The 16,511-nt window shown below is 65.7% G+C and carries 17 protein-coding genes and 1 tRNA gene; 7 read left to right on the top strand and 11 right to left on the bottom strand.

Annotation, left to right across the window (positions count from 1 at the left end; translation table 11 throughout):
- The first annotated feature begins 60 nt into the window (after positions 1–60).
- Positions 61–1,044, top strand: a complete 984-nt coding sequence (locus tag MRBLMA1_RS06660; RefSeq protein ID WP_363735739.1) for a TerC family protein — start codon at positions 61–63, stop codon at positions 1,042–1,044.
- A gap of 67 nt (positions 1,045–1,111) precedes the next feature.
- On the opposite strand, the gene MRBLMA1_RS06655 is transcribed toward MRBLMA1_RS06660, so the two are convergent.
- Together MRBLMA1_RS06655 and MRBLMA1_RS06650 are read right to left on the bottom strand one after the other, a co-directional pair.
- Positions 1,112–1,510, bottom strand: a complete 399-nt coding sequence (locus tag MRBLMA1_RS06655; protein ID WP_363735738.1) for an acyl-CoA thioesterase — start codon at positions 1,508–1,510, stop codon at positions 1,112–1,114.
- Complete coding sequence (locus tag MRBLMA1_RS06650) at positions 1,510–3,582, bottom strand: S9 family peptidase (RefSeq protein WP_363735737.1); 2,073 nt, start codon at positions 3,580–3,582, stop codon at positions 1,510–1,512. Before MRBLMA1_RS06650 ends, MRBLMA1_RS06655 begins: the two co-directional genes overlap by 1 nt.
- 93 nt (positions 3,583–3,675) lie before the next feature.
- On the opposite strand from MRBLMA1_RS06650, the gene MRBLMA1_RS06645 reads away from it, so the two are divergent.
- The gene (locus MRBLMA1_RS06645) at positions 3,676–5,457 is read left to right on the top strand and encodes an aminopeptidase P family protein (protein ID WP_363735736.1); all 1,782 of its coding nucleotides are present in this window, start codon (positions 3,676–3,678) and stop codon (positions 5,455–5,457) included.
- Positions 5,458–5,467: 10 nt separating this feature from the next.
- Here the strand turns inward: MRBLMA1_RS06645 and MRBLMA1_RS06640 are convergent, their stop codons facing one another.
- The gene (locus tag MRBLMA1_RS06640; RefSeq protein WP_363735755.1) at positions 5,468–5,602 is read right to left on the bottom strand and encodes a hypothetical protein; all 135 of its coding nucleotides are present in this window, start codon (positions 5,600–5,602) and stop codon (positions 5,468–5,470) included.
- A gap of 114 nt (positions 5,603–5,716) precedes the next feature.
- Between MRBLMA1_RS06640 and MRBLMA1_RS06635 the strand changes: the two genes are divergently transcribed.
- Positions 5,717–5,791, top strand: a tRNA-Thr gene (locus MRBLMA1_RS06635).
- A 132-nt stretch (positions 5,792–5,923) separates the two neighbouring features.
- Here MRBLMA1_RS06635 and metW read toward each other — a convergent pair.
- Positions 5,924–6,511 carry a methionine biosynthesis protein MetW gene (gene metW / locus MRBLMA1_RS06630; protein ID WP_133653087.1) on the bottom strand — a complete coding sequence of 196 codons (588 nt, stop codon included), beginning with the start codon at positions 6,509–6,511 and terminating at the stop codon, positions 5,924–5,926.
- Positions 6,508–7,659 (bottom strand): homoserine O-acetyltransferase MetX, encoded by a 1,152-nt coding sequence (metX, locus tag MRBLMA1_RS06625; RefSeq protein ID WP_363735735.1) that lies wholly within the window; start codon positions 7,657–7,659, stop codon positions 6,508–6,510. The genes metW and metX overlap by 4 nt, the downstream gene beginning before the upstream one ends.
- A gap of 57 nt (positions 7,660–7,716) precedes the next feature.
- Here metX and MRBLMA1_RS06620 point away from each other — a divergent pair, with 57 nt between their 5' ends.
- From MRBLMA1_RS06620 to MRBLMA1_RS06610, 3 genes are all read left to right on the top strand, one after another.
- A complete protein-coding gene (locus tag MRBLMA1_RS06620; RefSeq protein ID WP_363735734.1) occupies positions 7,717–8,676 on the top strand; it encodes a 2-hydroxyacid dehydrogenase in 960 nt (319 codons plus the stop codon).
- A 63-nt stretch (positions 8,677–8,739) separates the two neighbouring features.
- Entirely contained in the window at positions 8,740–9,837 is a 1,098-nt protein-coding gene (gene hisC / locus MRBLMA1_RS06615; RefSeq protein WP_363735733.1) for a histidinol-phosphate transaminase, read from the top strand.
- Positions 9,837–10,742: a prephenate/arogenate dehydrogenase family protein gene (locus tag MRBLMA1_RS06610; RefSeq protein ID WP_363735732.1), complete on the top strand. Its 906-nt coding sequence runs from the start codon at positions 9,837–9,839 to the stop codon at positions 10,740–10,742. Before hisC ends, MRBLMA1_RS06610 begins: the two co-directional genes overlap by 1 nt.
- Positions 10,743–10,907: 165 nt before the next feature.
- Here the strand turns inward: MRBLMA1_RS06610 and MRBLMA1_RS06605 are convergent, their stop codons facing one another.
- The 4 genes from MRBLMA1_RS06605 to ftsE are packed head-to-tail and all read right to left on the bottom strand — an operon-like array spanning position 10,908 to position 13,769.
- Positions 10,908–11,603, bottom strand: coding sequence for a lysophospholipid acyltransferase family protein (locus tag MRBLMA1_RS06605; RefSeq protein ID WP_363735731.1), 696 nt, complete (start codon positions 11,601–11,603; stop codon positions 10,908–10,910).
- A gap of 14 nt (positions 11,604–11,617) precedes the next feature.
- Entirely contained in the window at positions 11,618–12,148 is a 531-nt protein-coding gene (locus MRBLMA1_RS06600; RefSeq protein WP_363735730.1) for a YdcF family protein, read from the bottom strand.
- Positions 12,145–13,059 carry a cell division protein FtsX gene (locus tag MRBLMA1_RS06595; protein WP_363735728.1) on the bottom strand — a complete coding sequence of 305 codons (915 nt, stop codon included), beginning with the start codon at positions 13,057–13,059 and terminating at the stop codon, positions 12,145–12,147. Before MRBLMA1_RS06595 ends, MRBLMA1_RS06600 begins: the two co-directional genes overlap by 4 nt.
- Positions 13,059–13,769: a cell division ATP-binding protein FtsE gene (gene ftsE / locus MRBLMA1_RS06590; protein ID WP_363735727.1), complete on the bottom strand. Its 711-nt coding sequence runs from the start codon at positions 13,767–13,769 to the stop codon at positions 13,059–13,061. The genes MRBLMA1_RS06595 and ftsE overlap by 1 nt, the downstream gene beginning before the upstream one ends.
- 181 nt (positions 13,770–13,950) lie before the next feature.
- On the opposite strand from ftsE, the gene MRBLMA1_RS06585 reads away from it, so the two are divergent.
- Positions 13,951–14,805: an MJ0042-type zinc finger domain-containing protein gene (locus tag MRBLMA1_RS06585; protein WP_363735726.1), complete on the top strand. Its 855-nt coding sequence runs from the start codon at positions 13,951–13,953 to the stop codon at positions 14,803–14,805.
- 82 nt (positions 14,806–14,887) lie between these two features.
- Here the strand turns inward: MRBLMA1_RS06585 and MRBLMA1_RS06580 are convergent, their stop codons facing one another.
- Both MRBLMA1_RS06580 and MRBLMA1_RS06575 read right to left on the bottom strand, forming a co-directional pair.
- Complete coding sequence (locus tag MRBLMA1_RS06580; RefSeq protein WP_363735725.1) at positions 14,888–15,793, bottom strand: pirin family protein; 906 nt, start codon at positions 15,791–15,793, stop codon at positions 14,888–14,890.
- The gene (locus MRBLMA1_RS06575; RefSeq protein WP_363735751.1) at positions 15,790–16,497 is read right to left on the bottom strand and encodes a glutathione S-transferase; all 708 of its coding nucleotides are present in this window, start codon (positions 16,495–16,497) and stop codon (positions 15,790–15,792) included. The genes MRBLMA1_RS06580 and MRBLMA1_RS06575 overlap by 4 nt, the downstream gene beginning before the upstream one ends.
- Positions 16,498–16,511: the final 14 nt, after the last annotated feature.

Here is a 16,511-nt window from a genome sequence, read left to right as displayed (position 1 = left end):
CCCCCCATTCGCAGCGGACGCTCCGATCAACCTTGTCGTTGAACGAGAGGAGCATATGCCATGGAATTTCTCTTCGCGGACTGGCTGGGAACACCGGCCTGGTTCTGGCTGGCCTTTTTCGCCATCGTCGTCGCGCTGACCGCCTTCGACCTGGGTTTCCTGCACCGGGAAAACAAGGAAATCGGCATCAGGGAAAGCCTGAAGCTCTCCCTTTTCTACATCAGTATCGCCTGCGCGTTCGGCCTCTGGGTCTGGTTCGTGCGCGGGGCTGAGCCGGGGATGCAATATTTCACCGGCTTCTTCATCGAAAAGGCGCTGTCGATCGACAATGTCTTCGTCATCAGCCTGATCTTCACCTATTTCGCCATTCCGGCCCGGTACCAGTATCGCGCGCTGCTGTGGGGCATCATCGGCGTGATCGTACTGCGCGGCCTGATGATCGCGGGCGGGGCGATGCTGCTGCATCAGGCCTATTGGATATTGTACCTGTTCGCCGCCTTCCTGATCTTCACCGGCATCAAGATGATGTTCGGCGGAGATGAACCGATGGACGTGGGCAGGAACCCGCTGATCCGCTTCATTTCGAAGCATATGCGGGTGACGCCGGACCTGCATGGCGAGCATTTCCTGGCGCGCATGGCCGATCCGAAGACGGGCCGCATGGTGACGGCGGCGACGCCGCTGCTGCTGGCGCTGGTGGTGATCAACTTCGCCGACCTGGTGTTCGCCGTCGACAGCGTGCCGGCGATCTTCGCGATCACGACCGACACCTTCATCGTCTACACATCCAACGTGATGGCGATATTGGGCCTGCGGGCGCTGTATTTTGCCCTGGCGGCGATGGTGCATCGCTTCCACTATCTGAAATATGCGCTGGCCGCGATCCTCGTCTTCATCGGCGCCAAGATCTTCGTGGCGGACTTCCTGCTGGGGGGCGACAAGTTTCCGCCCGTCGTCAGCCTGGGCGTGACCTTTGCGCTGATCGGCGCGGGCGTCGGCTGGTCGCTGTGGAAGACGCGGGAAGAGGCGCGGCGGATCGCCTAGGGCATCAAAAGCATAGAGCGATGTCCAAGCGATCGGAACCGGTCGCTGGTTGGGAAATCGCGGAAAACTAGGCTTCGGTAAAGCGGGCCGCGACTTCGGGAGGAACCCGGAGGATGCGGCCCGTCTGCCGGTCGATGATCGCCCAGGTCGACCGGGCCGACACCTTCACCTTGCCGTCAGGGCCCGTGAATTCCATGTGCCGGTCGAAGCGCGCGCCGCGCGGGCCTTCTGGAATCCAGGTGCGGACGCTGACCGTTTCACCCTGCTGCACATTGCCGCGATAATCGATCTCATGCCGGGTGACGACCCAGACATAGGCATCCAGATGTTCGGGCGCGGCGTCGCGCGTCCAATGTTCGGTGGCGACCTGCTCCATCCACTGGACCCAGACGGCATTGTTCACATGGCCCAATATGTCGATATGTTCGGGGCCAGCGGTGAATTGAGTGGCGTAGGTGGAGGGCATCAGTCCGCCACACCCAATTGCCAGAGAATGAAGGCGAATTCCTCCGCCGTTTCGCGGAGGCTTTCGAAGCGGCCCGACTTGCCGCCATGGCCCGCGCCCATATTGGTCTTGAGGATAAGGATATTGTCATCGCTTTTGGTGGCGCGCAGCTTCGCCACCCATTTGGCGGGTTCCCAATAGGTGACGCGAGGGTCGTTGAGGCCGGCCGTCACCATCAACGGCGGATACGCCTGGGCGCTGACATTGCTGTAGGGATCATAGGACAGGATGGTCTCGAACGCCGCCTTGTCCTCGATCGGATTGCCCCATTCGGGCCACTCTCCAGGCGTCAGCGGCAATGTCTCGTCCAGCATGGTGTTGAGCACGTCGACGAAGGGGACATGCGCCACCACGGCGCCCCATAGCGCGGGATCGCTGTTGATCACCGCCCCCATCAGTTCGCCGCCCGCGGAACCGCCGGAGATGCTGATCCTGCCCTTCGAGGTATAGCCGCGCTCGATCAGTCCCTTCGCCACATCCACGAAATCGGTGAACGTGTTGGTCCGCTTTTCCAGCTTTCCATCGAGATACCATTGCTGGCCAAGATCATCGCCGCCCCGGATATGGGCGAGCGCGAAGGCAAAGCCCCGGTCCAGCAGGGAAAGCCGGCTGGTGGAGAAGCCCGGCTCCATCGCAATGCCGTAGGCGCCATAGCCATAGAGGTGGAGCGGCGCGCTGCCGTCGCGCGGAAGGTCTTTCGGATAGACGATGGATACCGGGATCGGCGTGCCGTCGCAGGCCGGGACCATCAGCCGCTCCGTCGCGTAGCGGGTCGCGTCATAGCCCGACGGAATTTCCTGCACCTTCAGCACTTCAAGCTCGCCGGTGGCGAGGTGATAATCATAGATCGTGTCGGGCGTGACCATCGATTCATAGCCGATGCGCAGCCTGGTCACGTCATATTCGGGATTGTCGTCGAGGCTCGCCGAATAGCTGGCTTCCGGAAAGGGAATGCGCCGGGGCGAATGCGTGGCATAGTCGCGCAGCTCGATCTGGTCGAGGCCGTCCTGCCGCCCCTCGGTGACGTAGAAGCCCTTGAACAACGTGAAATCGGTCAGGTAGAAATGCGGGTCGGCACCGATGATCTCTTCCCATTGGCCGGGCGTTTCGAGCGACGCCTTCACCAGCCGGAAATTGGGATGAACGTCGTTGGTGCGGATGTAGAGCGTCCCTTCATGCTCATCGACTTCATATTCGCGGCCGGGCTGGCGCGGCGCGACGAGCAGCGGGGGTGCCGTGGGATTGTCCGCGGGAAGCAGCCAGACCTCGCTGGTGACATGGTCGCCGGTCGCGATCACGATCCATTTTTCCGATGAGGTGAGGCCGACCGAGACGCGGAACCCCTCATCATCCTCATGGAACAGCTCTACATCGCTTTCCACCGGCTGGCCCAGCCAGTGGAGGCGGGTATTGTCGGTGCGCCATTGTTCATTAGCGATGCCGTAGAGCAAGCCCTTGCTGTCGCCGGTCCACACCAGCGAGGACAGGGTATCGGGGATCACCTCCGGCAGGATTTCGCCGGTGAAGAGATCCTTGATCCGCGCCTCGAACCGTTCGGAGCCATCATTGTCGATGGCATAGGCGAGATAGCGGCCGTCCGGGCTGACCGACAGGGCGCCCAGGCGGAAATAATCATGCCCCTGCGCCAACGCGGGTTCGTCCAGGATGAGCTGATCCAGCGCGCTGTCATCCCCGGCAGCCACCGGCTTGCGATACCATTTGCGATATTGCGCGCCGACCTCGAACGCGCGCCAGTAGATATAGTCGCCGTCCTTCTGCGGGACGGAGCTGTCATCCTCCTTGATGCGGCCCTTCATCTCCTCGAACAGGCGATCGGTCAGCGCCTTGCGCGGCTGCATGGCCGCTTCGAAAAACGCATTCTCCTCCTCCAGATAGGACAGCACATCCCTGTCCGTCACTTCCGGATAGCCGGGGTCGCGCAGCCAGGCATAGGGATCCTCCACCGTGATGCCGTGACGGGTGAAGCTGTGCGGGCGGCGGTCGGCGGAAGGAACTGCGGAGGGAGCGGTCATTCAATGTCCTGATCTGGCGAAACTGTGCTGGTCTGCTTATGTTGGCGGCCATAGGCCCTGCGCAAGAGGGCCGACAAGTCCAAGGGAAATTTGATGTCCACTTATGAAGATCGCCTGAAAGCCTTGCGCGCCCAACTGGTGCGCGTGGCGCTGGACGGCTTTGTCGTGCCGCTGACTGACGAGCATATGAGCGAATATGTGGGCGCCTATGCGCAGCGGCTGGCGTGGCTGACGGGCTTTCAGGGTTCTGCCGGAAGCGCCGTGGTGTTGCCGGAGGAAGCCGCGATCTTCGTGGACGGCCGCTACACCTTGCAGGTGCGCGAGCAGGTGGACGGCGCGCATTGGCAATATGAGAGCGTGCCGCAAACCTCCGTCGCGGCGTGGCTGGGCGATCATGCCCCGGTCGGCGGGCGGATCGGTTACGATCCGTGGCTGCACACCCGCGCCTGGGTGAAGGCGGCGGGCGAGGCGCTGGCGGAGCGCGGCGCGGAGCTGGTGGCGGTGGACACCAACCCCGTAGACGCCGTCTGGCCCGATCGCCCTGCCCCCAGCGACGCCAGGCTGGTGGTGCACGAGGACCGCCATGCCGGGCAGTCGGCGGCGGAAAAACGACAGGCCATGGCCGACTGGCTCGTCACCCGGCATGCCGACGCCGTGGTTCTGTCCGCACTCGATTCCCTCGCCTGGACGTTCAACATTCGCGGCAAGGATGTGGAACGGACGCCGGTCGCGCTCGCCTATGCCATCGTCCATGCGGATGCGACGGCGGACCTGTATGTTGCGCCGGAGAAGATGGACGAAGCGGTGGCGAAGCATCTGGGCAATGCGGTGCGCGTGCATGATCGCTCGGCCTTCGCCGATGCGCTGGCGGGCTTTGCCGGCAAGACGGTCGCTGCCGATCCCGAACGCGCGGTCGCCGCCATATTCGAGGCGCTGGAGGCCGGCGGCGCGCATATTTTGGCACTGCGCGATCCGGCGGTGCTGCCCAAGGCGGTCAAGAACCCCATCGAGATCGCGGGCCACAAGGCGGCGCAGGCGCGGGACGGGGCGGCCTTGTCGCGCTTCCTGCACTGGATCGCGGCCGAGGCGCCGGGGGGCGGTGTCGACGAACTGGGCGCGGCGGCCCGGCTGGAGGCGTTCCGCAAGGAGACCGGGCTGCTGGAGGACCTGTCCTTCGACACCATTTCCGGCGCCGGGCCGAATGGCGCGGTGGTGCATTACCGCGTGGAGGAAAAGACGAACCGGCCGATCGAGAGCGGCAGTTTCTACCTGGTCGATTCCGGCGGGCAATATCGCGACGGCACGACCGACGTGACCCGCACCATCGCCATCGGCACGCCGACGCAGGAAATGAAGCGGCGCTTCACGCTGGTGCTGAAGGGGCATATCGCCCTGGCCCGCGCGCAGTTCCCGAAGGGGACGCGCGGCGGCCAGCTCGACGTGCTGGCGCGTCAGTTCCTCTGGGCGGAAGGGCTGGATTATGCCCATGGCACCGGCCATGGCGTGGGCAGCTTCCTGTCGGTGCATGAAGGGCCGCAGCGGATCGCGACATTCGGCGGCGGTGACGAGGCGCTTCAGGCGGGGATGATTCTTTCCAACGAGCCGGGTTATTACAAGACCGGCGAATATGGCATCCGCATCGAAAATCTGGTGCTGGTCGAACCCCGTGACGTGCCGGGCGCGGAGCGGGAGATGCTGGGGTTCGAGACGCTGACCTTCGCGCCGATCGACCGGAACGCGATCGCAACCGAACTGCTGACCGGCGAGGAGCGCGCCTGGCTGGACGGCTATCACGCCCAGGTACGGGAGGTCGTCGGGCCGCAACTGGACGGCGCGGCGCTCGATTGGCTGAAGGCGGCCTGTGCACCGCTGTAGCAGTGCCGATCTACTCCCCCGCGTCGTCCGGGCGCGCGGGGGCTGGCGTGTCGCGCGATTCGCGGGACTGGGCCTTGCGGCGACGCAGATTGTCCCGCAACGCCTGCGCCAATCGCTCTTTCCGTTGGTCCTGACCGTTTGTCATGGCCCGCCCATAATCAAATTGCATCTTCTGCCGCAAGCCGCCTTGACATGGCGCAAGGAGGGAGCCATAGGCCCGGCTCCGCTGGCGCTATAAGCCGGATGGAACCGAAATAGTGCTGCCGTAGCTCAGTGGTAGAGCGCATCCTTGGTAAGGCTGAGGTCGTGAGTTCAATCCTCACCGGCAGCACCATTTTTCCCGCATATCCTTGATTTACGCCGCCGTGGCATGGCGTTTTTTCGCCGCGCTTGTGGCGGTGGATCGTCAGCCATTGCGGGTGGGCAGCGGCCGCAGCCCTGTCGCTGCGCGAGGATTTTCGCGCCCTCAACGCCTCAGCAGGAACACGGCATGCTCCGCCAACAGATTGGCATTGGCATGGGTGGTCTCACGATCCCCTTTCAAAAACCATTGGCCGTCTATCGACCAGCCGCGATCCTTTACCAGGGCGCGGAAATCATCGACCGTGACATGGTGGATGTTGAGCGTGTCATACCATGTGTCGGGCAGCAGGCGCGTCACCGGCATGCGGCCGCCCCAGAACAGCGACAGCCGGCCGCGCCAATGGGCGAAATTGGGGAAGGAAACAAAGGCCTGCCTGCCGATGCGCAACAGTTCCTCCACCACCCGGTCGGGGCGGCGGGTGGTCTGCAGCGTCTGGCTGAGGATCGCATAGTCGAAGCTCGCTTCGGGATAATAGGCAAGGTCGGTGTCGGCGTCCCCCTGAACGACCGACAGGCCCCGGCCGACGGCCGCGGCGACATTGTGCGGGTCGATTTCCAGGCCCCGGGCATCGACCTGCTTGGTGTCGCGCAGCGCCGCCATCAGCGCGCCGTCGCCACAGCCCACGTCCAGTACCCTGGCGCCAGGGGTGACAGTGCGGGCGATCAGGGCAAGGTCGGGGCGCAGGCTCATGCGCGGCCGCCCTTCAGGAAGCCGTCCACCACACGGTTCAGTTCCGGGCATTCCAGCAGGAAGGCGTCATGGCCGAAGGGACTGGAGAGTTCGACGAAGCTGGCCTGCGCGCCGCCGGCGTTGAGGGCGTGGACGATCAGGCGGGATTCCGCCGTGGGATAGAGCCAGTCCGTATCGAAGCTGACCAGGCAGAAACGCGCCCTGGATTGGGCAAAGGCCCTGGCGAGGCTGCCGCCATGATCCTCCGCTATGTCATAATAGTCCATGGCCCGGGTGATGTAGAGATAGCTGTTGGCGTCGAACCGCTCGACGAAGCTCAATCCCTGATGCCGGAGATAGGATTCCACCTGGAAATCGGCGTCGAAGCCGAAGGTCTTGGCCCCGTTCGGGTTTTCCGGGCGCCCCTGCAAACGCCGTCCGAATTTCTCGGTAAGGCCTGCTTCGGAAAGATAGGTGATGTGCGCCGCCATGCGGGCCACCGCCAGCCCTGCGCTGGGGATCGAACCGCCCGCATAATAATCGCCGCCGCGCCAGTGGGGGTCGGCCATGATCGCCTGCCGACCGACCTCGTGAAAGGCGATGTTCTGGGCGCTGTGCCGCGCCGTGGAGGCGATGACGATGCAGCTTTCGACGCGGTCCGGACAGAGGGTGGGCCAGCTCAGCGCCTGCATGCCGCCCATCGAGCCGCCAATGACGGCATGGAGCCGGTCGACGCCCAGATGATCGAGCAACATCGCCTGGGCGCGGACCATGTCCGCTATGGTGATCACCGGAAAGCGCATCGCATAGGGATCGCCGGTGACGGGATCCAGGCTGGCCGGCCCGCTGGACCCCATGCAACTGCCGATCACATTGGCGCAGACGATGAAATGACGGGCGGGATCGACGGGCTTCCCCTCCCCCACCAGCCGCCACCACCAGCCGGGCTTGCCCGTGACGGGATGTTCCGACGCGACATATTGGTCGCCGGTCAGCGCGTGGCAGATGAGGATGACGTTGGACCGGTCCGCATTCATCCGCCCATAGGTTTCATAGGCGATGTCCACCGGGCCCAGCGCCGCGCCGCTGTCCAGCCGCAGCGGGCCGGGCAGGCGCGCCTGCCGCCGCAGGCCGAAACGGTTGTCATCGGGAAGGGACGCGCTGGCCATATCCGTTCGGGCTAGGACCGGGGCCGGGCTCTGTCAATCGGCCCTTCCTTCGCCTAGATGAACGGAATGACCGACCGTCCCGCCATCCCCATCGTCACCTATGGCCCGCTCTATCCCTATCTGGACGACGCGCTGGCGCGACGTTTCGCGGTCCACGCCCTTCCCGCGAATGCCGATCCCGCCGCGTTGCCCCCGCAGGTGCGGGAGGCGCGGGCGCTGGTATCCTTCGGATCGGTCGGCGCCTCCGCCGCGATCATGGACGCGCTGCCGAAGCTGGAGATGATCGGGCTGTTTTCGGTGGGCTATGACAAGGTCGATATCGATCATGCGCGGGCCGGGGGCATCCGCGTCACGAATACGCCGGACGTGCTGACCGATGACGTGGCCGACCTGGCGGTGGGCCTGCTCTACGCGACGGTGCGCAACATCGCGGCCAACGACCGGATGGTGCGGGCCGGGGATTGGGCGCGGGGCAACAGGCCTCCGCTTGCCGGGCGGTTGACGGGGCGGAGGATCGGAATTCTCGGGCTGGGCCGGATCGGGCGGGCCATCGCCCGGCGGCTGGAGCCGGTGGCCGGGGAAATCCTGTATCACAATCGGCGGGCGGCAGCGGACAGCCGCTATCGCTATGTGGCCGATCCGCTCGACCTTGCGCGGCAGAGCGACGTGATCATCGTCGCGACATCGGGCGGGCCGGAGGCGCAAGGGCTGGTAGGCGCGGCTATGCTGGACGCGCTGGGACCGGAGGGCGTGATAGTCAATATCAGCCGGGGCAGCGTGATCGATGAGGGCGCGCTGGTGGCGGCGCTGGCGGAAAGGCGGATCGCGGGTGCGGGTCTCGACGTGTTCGCGGACGAGCCGCATGTGCCGGAGGCCCTGTTCGCCATGGATCATGTGGTGCTGCAACCGCATCAGGGCAGCGCGACGGTCGAGACGCGCAAGGCGATGGCCGACCTGGTGTTGGCCAATCTGGACGCCTGGGCGGCCGGCGAGCCCCTGCTGACCCCGGTCGTATAAAGCGGCGCGGAAGGGACATCCAAGCGCTTTGCGTTTCGCCTCGATGACGCTAAAGCGCGGCGCATGACAAAGCCCGCCCCCAAAGACTGGATCCTTGGCATTTCGCCCTATGTCCCCGGCAAGTCGGCCGCCGATGACGGACGCCCGCTGGCGAAGCTGTCGGCCAATGAGAATCCCTTGGGCACCGGGGAAGCGGCGCGAGCCGCGATGGTCGCGGCGACGGCGGATCTGGCGACCTATCCCGATCCGGCCGCGACCGGGCTGCGCGAGGCGATCGCGGCGGCGCATGGACTGGACCCCGTGCGCGTGATTTACGGCACCGGATCGGACGAGCTGCTGCACATCGCGGCCAGCGCCTATGCCGGGCCGGGGGATGAGATCCTGTACGTCCGCTATGGTTTTTCGGTGTACGACATCGCCGCGCGGCGCGTCGGGGCGACGCCCGTCATCGCAGCGGATGCCGACTATGCGACCGACGTGGACGCGCTGCTCGCGGCGGTGACGGAAAAGACCAAGGTCGTCTTCCTCGCCAATCCCAACAATCCCACCGGGACCATGACGTCGCGGGAGGAGATTGCGCGACTGCACGCCAGCCTGCGGCCCGACATATTGTTCGTGCTGGATCAGGCCTATGCCGAATATCTGGATGCCGAGGAGGATGATGGCGGGCTGGAACTGGCCAGGACCGCATCCAATGTGTTCGTGACGCGCACCTTCTCGAAAATTCATGGCCTGGCGGCCGAACGCATCGGCTGGGGCTATGCCAGCGCCGAGGTGATCGACGTGCTGCATCGCATCCGGGCGCCGTTCAACGTGACGACGGCGGGGCAGGCCGCGGCGGTGGCGGCGATCCAGGACACGGCCTGGATCGAGGCGAGCCGGGTGCACAACCGGAAATGGCGCGAATGGCTGGCGGCGGAAGTGGCCTCGCTGTCCAACCATGGGCTGCGTGCCGTGCCCAGCAAGGCGAATTTCCTGCTGATCCTGTTCGATGGACGGCTGACGGCCGAGGCGGCGATGAAGGGGCTTTGGGACGAAGGCTTCGCCACGCGCTGGCTGCCTGGACAGGGGCTGCCCAACGGCCTGCGCATCACCATCGGCTCCGAGGATCAGATGCGCAGGGTTGCGGCCAGGCTGCGCGCCATGGCGGAAACCGCCTGATGCTGCCCTTCGCGCGGGTCACGATCATCGGGCTGGGGCTGATCGGCTCCTCGCTGGCGCGGGCGATCCGCGAAACCATGCCGACCGTGCGCGTGACCGGCTATGATGCCGATGCAGGCGTGCGGGAGATTGCGCGGGCCATCGACCTGGCCGACGATGTCACCGATACCGCCGGCGCTTCGGTGACTGACGCCGATCTGGTCGTGCTGTGCGTGCCAGTCCGGGCCATGGGCGCGGCGGCGGCGGAAATTGCCGAAGACCTGCCTGCCGATGCGATCATCAGCGATGTCGGTTCCTGCAAGGCCGACGTGCTGGCGCAGTTGAATGCGGCGCTGCCCGGGCGCAGGGTGGTCCCCGCGCATCCCGTGGCGGGGACCGAGAATAGCGGGCCAGAGGCGGGCTTTGCCTCGCTGTTCCAGGGCCGCTGGTGCATCGTGACGCCACCTGCCGACGCCGATCCAGTGGCGGTGGAGCGGGTGTCCGAACTGTGGCGGCGCGTCGGTGCCGACGTGGAGACGATGGACCCGGCGCATCATGATCTGGTGCTGGCGGTGACCAGCCATTTGCCGCACCTCATCGCCTATACCATCGTCGGCACGGCCAGCGATCTGGAGGACGTGACCCAGTCGGAGGTCATCAAATATTCCGCTGGCGGTTTTCGCGACTTCACGCGCATCGCCGCATCGGATCCGACCATGTGGCGCGACGTGTTCCTGGCGAACAAGGATGCGGTGCTGGAAATGCTCCAGCGTTTTTCGGAGGATTTGTCGGCCTTGCAGCGGGCGATCCGCTGGAATGACGGGGATGCGCTGTTCAACCTGTTCACCCGCACGCGCGCAATCCGGCGGTCGATCATCGAGCAGGGGCAGGACGATCCCAAACCCGATTTCGGGCGGCGTCATTAGAGCGGGTTTCGATCTGATTAAATCAGATCGCCGCTCTGGATTCCTTGTTTTCCGGGATTTCTTAACCAGCGATCGGTTCCGATCGCTTGGAAATCGCTCTAAATGCAGCAGCGTGTTCCGCGCAACCTGTGAACTTGGCTCCTGCCTTCGCAGGGGCACGGCAGGTTATGACGGCCTGTTCAACGCATTGATCGCCGCATGTACCAGGGCTTCCGCCTCGCGCCGGTCGAGGCCGGGGGGAACGATCTCGCCCACCCTGTAGGTTATGGTCCCTGCGCGCTTCATGAACTTGCCGCGCGGCGAGACGCGGCCGCTGTCCACCGCGACGGGTACCACCGGCAGGCCGAGCAGCGCATAGAGCCCGGCAAAACCGGCGCGCAGGGGCGGGCTTTCGCCATGAGGCACGCGGGTGCCCTCCGGAAAGAGACAGACGGCCCGGCCCTCCGCCGTGGCAGCCCTGGCCGCGGCGCGCAGGGCGCGCAGCGCGCTGGCCCCCGCGGTGCGTTCGATGGGGATCAGGCCGTAGCGCCGGGCGATGCCGCCCCAGAGCGGAATGTCGAACAGTTCGCGCTTCGCAGCGATGGCGGGACGATCCAGCAGGCAAAGCAGGTCGATCGTCTCGAACATCGATTCATGCTTGACGATATAGAGATAGGGACCGTTCTCCAGCCTTCCTTCGACCCGCACCTTCTGCCCGAGCAGCCAGTATGCGCAACGGCGATGAAAGCGGCTCCACGCAGTCGCGACCCGGGGAATCGAGCGCGGAGCGACCAGGTTGGACGCCATCGCCGCGAGGACGAACAGCAGCGATCCCGGATAGAAGATCAGCATGAAGGCAAGGGAGCGCAGCGCGGTCAGCATTCCGGGTAAGCCATTCAGATACCGATGAGCGCCGCCGCCCGGCGAAGCAGATATTTATTATATTCCCGCGCCAGCATGGTGAGGCTGGGGCGGCTGGGCACGGCGTCGTAGACGAGCGTGACCCGTTCCGGCAACGCCTGCCGCAGTTCAAGCGCGGAACGTCGCATGTGCCAGTCGGTGGTGATGAGGCGCACCGTCTTGAAATCCCGCCGCTCCAGCCAGTGCGCGGTCTCTATGGCATTGGAACGCGTGTCGATGGCTTCGCGGCCAAGCGTGATGCAACAGGAAAAGAGGCGTTCAGGCACCTTATATTGCGCTGCCAGTTCCACCGGGCGGACCGAGCGATCGACGCCGGAGATCAGCATTCGCTTGGCCGCGCCGTCCTGAAGCAGCGAAAGGCCGCGATTGATGCGCCCGGCCCCGCCGGTGAGCACGACGATCGCATCGGTCTGGCGACCGTCCAGCGGCTGCGGCAGGAAGATCGCGAACCAGGCAAAGCCCAGCATCCACCCCAGCAGGGTGACGGCGATGAAGCGGACGATCACAGCAGCCGCCCCAACGACCGCAGCACTGTCCAGCGCGCCGCGATCCGCGCAAGCAGCACGCATCCCATGGGTATAGCGGCCAGCACGGCCCAGCTGGTCCAGGGTAGCTGGACGGCGCTCAACAGTTCCGATCCGGTAGCCAGCAGCCGCGCGCCGAGCAGCAGGATCACCAGCAATGCGCATGTAAAGCCGAGCGCGCCGCCGAACAGCGCGTCCAGTCCGATACGGCGCTGAAACAGCCGGGCGATCTGCACATCGGTCGCGCCCATGAGGTGCAGGACGTCGATGGTGCCGCGATGACTGTCATGCGCGGCGCGCGCGGCAAGGACGACCACAGCGCCGGTCGCCAGCGTCATCAGCACGACGATGCCCGCCGCCAGCCAGCCCAACGCGGAAAGCAGGCCCGCGAGCGGCGCGAGGAAAGCGGCATGGGGTTCGATGCGGGCCTTGGGCGACAGGTTGTGGAGTTGGCGGCGAAGGCGCCCCACCTTCGCGTCCGCCTGGCCCGGCGTGAGTTCGATGTCGATCAGCGCCGGTATCGGCAGGTCGCCGCTTGCCGCATCCTGCCCCAGCCAGGGGCGAATCTGCTCTGCCAGCGCGGCGGGCGGGACCGGACGGACGGCGCGGACGGTCGCGTCCTTGCGCAGTGCGGCGGCGATGCCCGCACTGAGGCGTTCGCGCTGTTCGGCATTGGCTTCCACGATCTGCACCGTGGCGCGGCCAGCGAGGTCGGCGCCCATCGCCTTCACCGCCGCGCCCAGGCCAAGACCGGCGGCCGCCGACAGCACCGTCAGGAACATCATGATGGCGATGATCCAGGGCATGGGGCCAGCCACCCGCCCCTCCGGCAGCAGCCGATGGCGCGCGGCGGCGGCAGCCCGATGATTGCCCAGAGTGCCGGTGGACGCCATCAGCCGGCCACCTGCGGCCGGGGCGGGTAACGCAGCGATCCGGTCGGGTCGGACAGGCGGCCCTTGTCCAGCTTCATCATCTGCGCGCTTCCCACCTGAGCGATGAGCGGCAGGTCGTGCGTGGCGACGACGATGGTGGTGCCGAGCCGGTTGAGCGCTTCGAACAGGGTCATGAGGCGGCGGGCCATGTCGGCGTCGACGTTGCCGGTCGGCTCATCCGCCACCAATATCTCCGGGCGGCCGATCACCGCGCGGGCGATGGCGACGCGCTGCTGCTCCCCGCCTGAGAGGGTGGCGGGGCGCGCCTGGCCGCGATCGCCCAGGCCCACCCAGTTCAGCATTTCGCTGACGGGCAGGTCGATCTCGCTCTCTTCCATGCCGGCAACGCGCAGCGGCAGGGCGATATTGTCGTATACGGACAGATGCGGGACCAGCCGGAAATCCTGGAACACCACGCCGATGCGGCGGCGGAACCCCGGCAGGCGCTTGCGGGGCAGCGTCACCACATCCTCGCCGAACAGGCGGATGACGCCACGGCTGGGCCGCTGGGCAAGGTAGAGGAGCTTCAGCAGCGATGTCTTGCCCGCGCCCGACGCGCCGGTCAGGAAGTAGAAACCGCCGCCGGCCAGGGAGAAGCTGACGTCGGACAGCGTCTCGCTATCCAGACCATAGCGCAGGCCGACATTTTCGAACTGGACAATGGCCGACATGCGTCAATTTCGGCGCCCGCGCGCTCCCTGCTTCCCCGAGCATATAGCCATGGCACAGTGGACGGGCGGCCGTAAAGCCCATCCGGAAGGCGAGCCAGCCTGTTCCCGCGAGTCGCGCACGATGGAGACGGCATGTTTGAAGCCGCTTGCCCTCGAATCCAACTCGTGCCTATGAAGCAACATGATCCTGGTGTGTCCCAATTGCGCCACGCGCTATATCGTGCCGGACAGCGCCGTCGGCCCGAACGGCCGCCAGGTTCGCTGCGCCGCCTGCAAGCATAGCTGGTTCCAGGAAGGCGCCGCGCTCGCTCCACGGGAAGAAGCGATGGCGACGGCAGGCGTAGCGGAAGCTGCGCCGCCTCCTCGTCCCGCACCACCTCCTCCGCCGCCCCCGCCAGCACCTCCTCCGCCACCTCCACCTGTCGAGGAAGCCGCAGTTCCAGCGGTCGAGGCCGTCGCAGCGGCCGAGGAGCCCGAGCCGCTCGCCGCCGCACCAGAGGAAACCAGGCCGGAGGAAGCCAGGCCGGATTACCGGTTTGACGATGTCTATGGCCGCGCCCAGGCGGAAGCGCATGACGACTGGGCCGAACCAGTGCCCGCCGCCACGAAGCCGCGGCGCAACCGGCTGAAGATCTGGACCTATGCGGCGATCGCCTTCTGCCTGGCCGTCGGCGCGGCGGGCGGCGCGCTGTGGTATTTCGGCACGCCTGGCTGGGCGGTCAATCTGGGCCTGGTGCCGGAGGAAGGCGATCCGGACCTGCTCTTCTATCTCTCCAAGCCCGCCGAGCGGCGCAAGCTGCCCACCGGAGAGGAATATTTCGCCTTTGGCGCCCGGATCGTGAACAGCGGCAAGCAGGTTCTGCCGGTGCCGCCCGTGCTGGTGCAATTGCGCGACCGGCAGAACCGGCTGGTGTTCAGTTGGACCACCAAGGCGGACCGGACCCGGCTGAAACCGGGCGAAGAAGCGTCGATCAACGAAAGCCGGATCGACATTCCGAAAAATGCCGAAAATCTGTCGCTGACTTTCGTCCAGTAACGGGCAGAAAAGCCGCTATCCAGGCACGGCTTGCTCCTGCCATGGTAGAAGCAAGCCGCGCATTATCGGGCCAAGCCGCCGTTCAGGGATAGCTCACCGTCTTCGGCCTTCCCTGCGGAATCGGGATGAATTCCTGATCGTCGCCGGGGATCAGCGGGAAGCGCATGGCTTCCCAATCCTCCCGCGCCTGCATCAGGCGATCGGTCGAGGATGCCACGAAATTCCACCAGACATGGCGCGGCGTCCGGAACGCCTCGCCGCCGCACAGCACCACCCGGCCGCCGTCGACGCTCATCAATGTCGCGCGGATGCCAGGCCGCAGGACGTAGAGCATCTGCGGCTGGAGCATGACTCCGTCCAGCGCCGCATCGCCGCCCGAAACATAGATGGCCCGCTCCTCCGCAGCGGCGTCGATCGGGACCGAACCGCCAGGAGAGAGCTGGATATCGGCATAGATGGTGCTGGCATAGGTGGTCACGGGCGAGGTGGCGCCCCACAGGCTGCCCATGATCACGCGCGCCCGCGCCCCGGCGCCATCGATGACGGGCAGGCCGCCTTCGCCGACATGTTCGAAGGCCGGGTCCATTTCCTCATAACGGTCGGGAAGCGCCAGCCAGGTCTGGATGGCGGACAGTTTCGACAGCTTCGCGCGATCCTCGTCCGGCGACCGCTCGCTGTGGACGATGCCCTTGCCCGCCGTCATCAGGTTGACCGCGCCCGGCTCGATCAGCTGCTCCGTGCCCAGGGAATCGCGATGGAGGAAGCTGCCCTCATACATGTAGGTGACGGTAGCCAGGTTGATGTGCGGGTGTGGACGAACATCCACGCCCTGTCCCGCCTCTATCCGGGCCGGTCCGGCCTGATCGAAGAAGATGAAGGGGCCGACCATGGTGCGATCCTTGACCGGCAGGGAGCGATGGACGCGGAAATCGCCCAGATTATGGGTGGTGGGCGTGATCGTCTGTATGATCGGATCGGTCGGGATCATGCTGCGTCCAGTTCGGGATAATGGCGGAAGATATCTTCGTTGGTGAAGGGCAGGCGCCGTTCGCTCGCCAGATAGTCCTGCAATTCGGGCAGCGCCGCAACCCGATCATGCAGATCGGCAAGGCGCGGAAAGGACGGCATCAGCGTCGCCATGCGCAACGGAAAGGCATGGCGCAGCCCGGCGACCAGATGGAACAGCGACAGATCGGCATAGCTCCAGCGTCGGGCAGCCAGCCAGTCACCGGGCTCGGCGCTCAGTGCATGTTCGAAATAGGTGAGGAATTTGGGGATGCGGCTGGCGCGAAAGCCATGGGCGGCGCGAAGCGCTTCGGCCTTCTGTTCCTCATAATAGAGGCCGGGGCCGAGCGGATGGTGCACGTCATGCGCCTCCGCCACCATGTCCATGACGGTAAGCTGCACCTGCGCCAGCCAATAGCGGGGCCTGAGACCTTCGGGGCCGCATTCATGCCGCTCGGCCAGGTAAAAGAGGATGTTGGCGGTTTGCGCCACGGTGCGGCCATCTGCGACCAGATAGGGCGGGGCGAAGGCCGGACCGGCGTCATGGCGTTCCATATCGGCCATCATCGCGCCGTCCCCATCGATGCGGGCGCAGTCGCGATAGGCAATGCCGCACGCCTCCAGCGTCAGCCGCACGAACTCGCCGCGGCCCGCTATGGTGGACCAGTACCAGAAATCATAGGCCATACGTCGCACCTCCA

It is taken from the genome of Sphingobium sp. LMA1-1-1.1 (assembly GCF_040676365.1).
Classification (GTDB): Bacteria; Pseudomonadota; Alphaproteobacteria; order Sphingomonadales; family Sphingomonadaceae; genus Sphingobium.
The sequence above is the reverse complement of the archived record's forward strand: the minus strand, read 5'-3'. Positions and strand labels throughout refer to the sequence as shown.

Coding starts and splice junctions, on each gene's coding strand:
- metW (WP_133653087.1), bottom strand. CDS start 6,511: ATGAGCCTGCGCCCCGACCTTGCCCTGATCGCCCGCACTGTCACCCCT.
- MRBLMA1_RS06660 (WP_363735739.1), top strand. CDS start 61: ATGGAATTTCTCTTCGCGGACTGGCTGGGAACACCGGCCTGGTTCTGG.
- ftsE (WP_363735727.1), bottom strand. CDS start 13,769: ATGTCGGCCATTGTCCAGTTCGAAAATGTCGGCCTGCGCTATGGTCTG.
- MRBLMA1_RS06575 (WP_363735751.1), bottom strand. CDS start 16,497: ATGGCCTATGATTTCTGGTACTGGTCCACCATAGCGGGCCGCGGCGAG.
- MRBLMA1_RS06645 (WP_363735736.1), top strand. CDS start 3,676: ATGTCCACTTATGAAGATCGCCTGAAAGCCTTGCGCGCCCAACTGGTG.
- MRBLMA1_RS06585 (WP_363735726.1), top strand. CDS start 13,951: ATGATCCTGGTGTGTCCCAATTGCGCCACGCGCTATATCGTGCCGGAC.
- metX (WP_363735735.1), bottom strand. CDS start 7,659: ATGGCCAGCGCGTCCCTTCCCGATGACAACCGTTTCGGCCTGCGGCGG.
- MRBLMA1_RS06620 (WP_363735734.1), top strand. CDS start 7,717: ATGAACGGAATGACCGACCGTCCCGCCATCCCCATCGTCACCTATGGC.
- MRBLMA1_RS06640 (WP_363735755.1), bottom strand. CDS start 5,602: ATGACAAACGGTCAGGACCAACGGAAAGAGCGATTGGCGCAGGCGTTG.
- MRBLMA1_RS06610 (WP_363735732.1), top strand. CDS start 9,837: ATGCTGCCCTTCGCGCGGGTCACGATCATCGGGCTGGGGCTGATCGGC.
- MRBLMA1_RS06605 (WP_363735731.1), bottom strand. CDS start 11,603: ATGCTGACCGCGCTGCGCTCCCTTGCCTTCATGCTGATCTTCTATCCG.
- MRBLMA1_RS06580 (WP_363735725.1), bottom strand. CDS start 15,793: ATGATCCCGACCGATCCGATCATACAGACGATCACGCCCACCACCCAT.
- MRBLMA1_RS06595 (WP_363735728.1), bottom strand. CDS start 13,059: ATGGCGTCCACCGGCACTCTGGGCAATCATCGGGCTGCCGCCGCCGCG.
- hisC (WP_363735733.1), top strand. CDS start 8,740: ATGACAAAGCCCGCCCCCAAAGACTGGATCCTTGGCATTTCGCCCTAT.
- MRBLMA1_RS06650 (WP_363735737.1), bottom strand. CDS start 3,582: ATGACCGCTCCCTCCGCAGTTCCTTCCGCCGACCGCCGCCCGCACAGC.
- MRBLMA1_RS06655 (WP_363735738.1), bottom strand. CDS start 1,510: ATGCCCTCCACCTACGCCACTCAATTCACCGCTGGCCCCGAACATATC.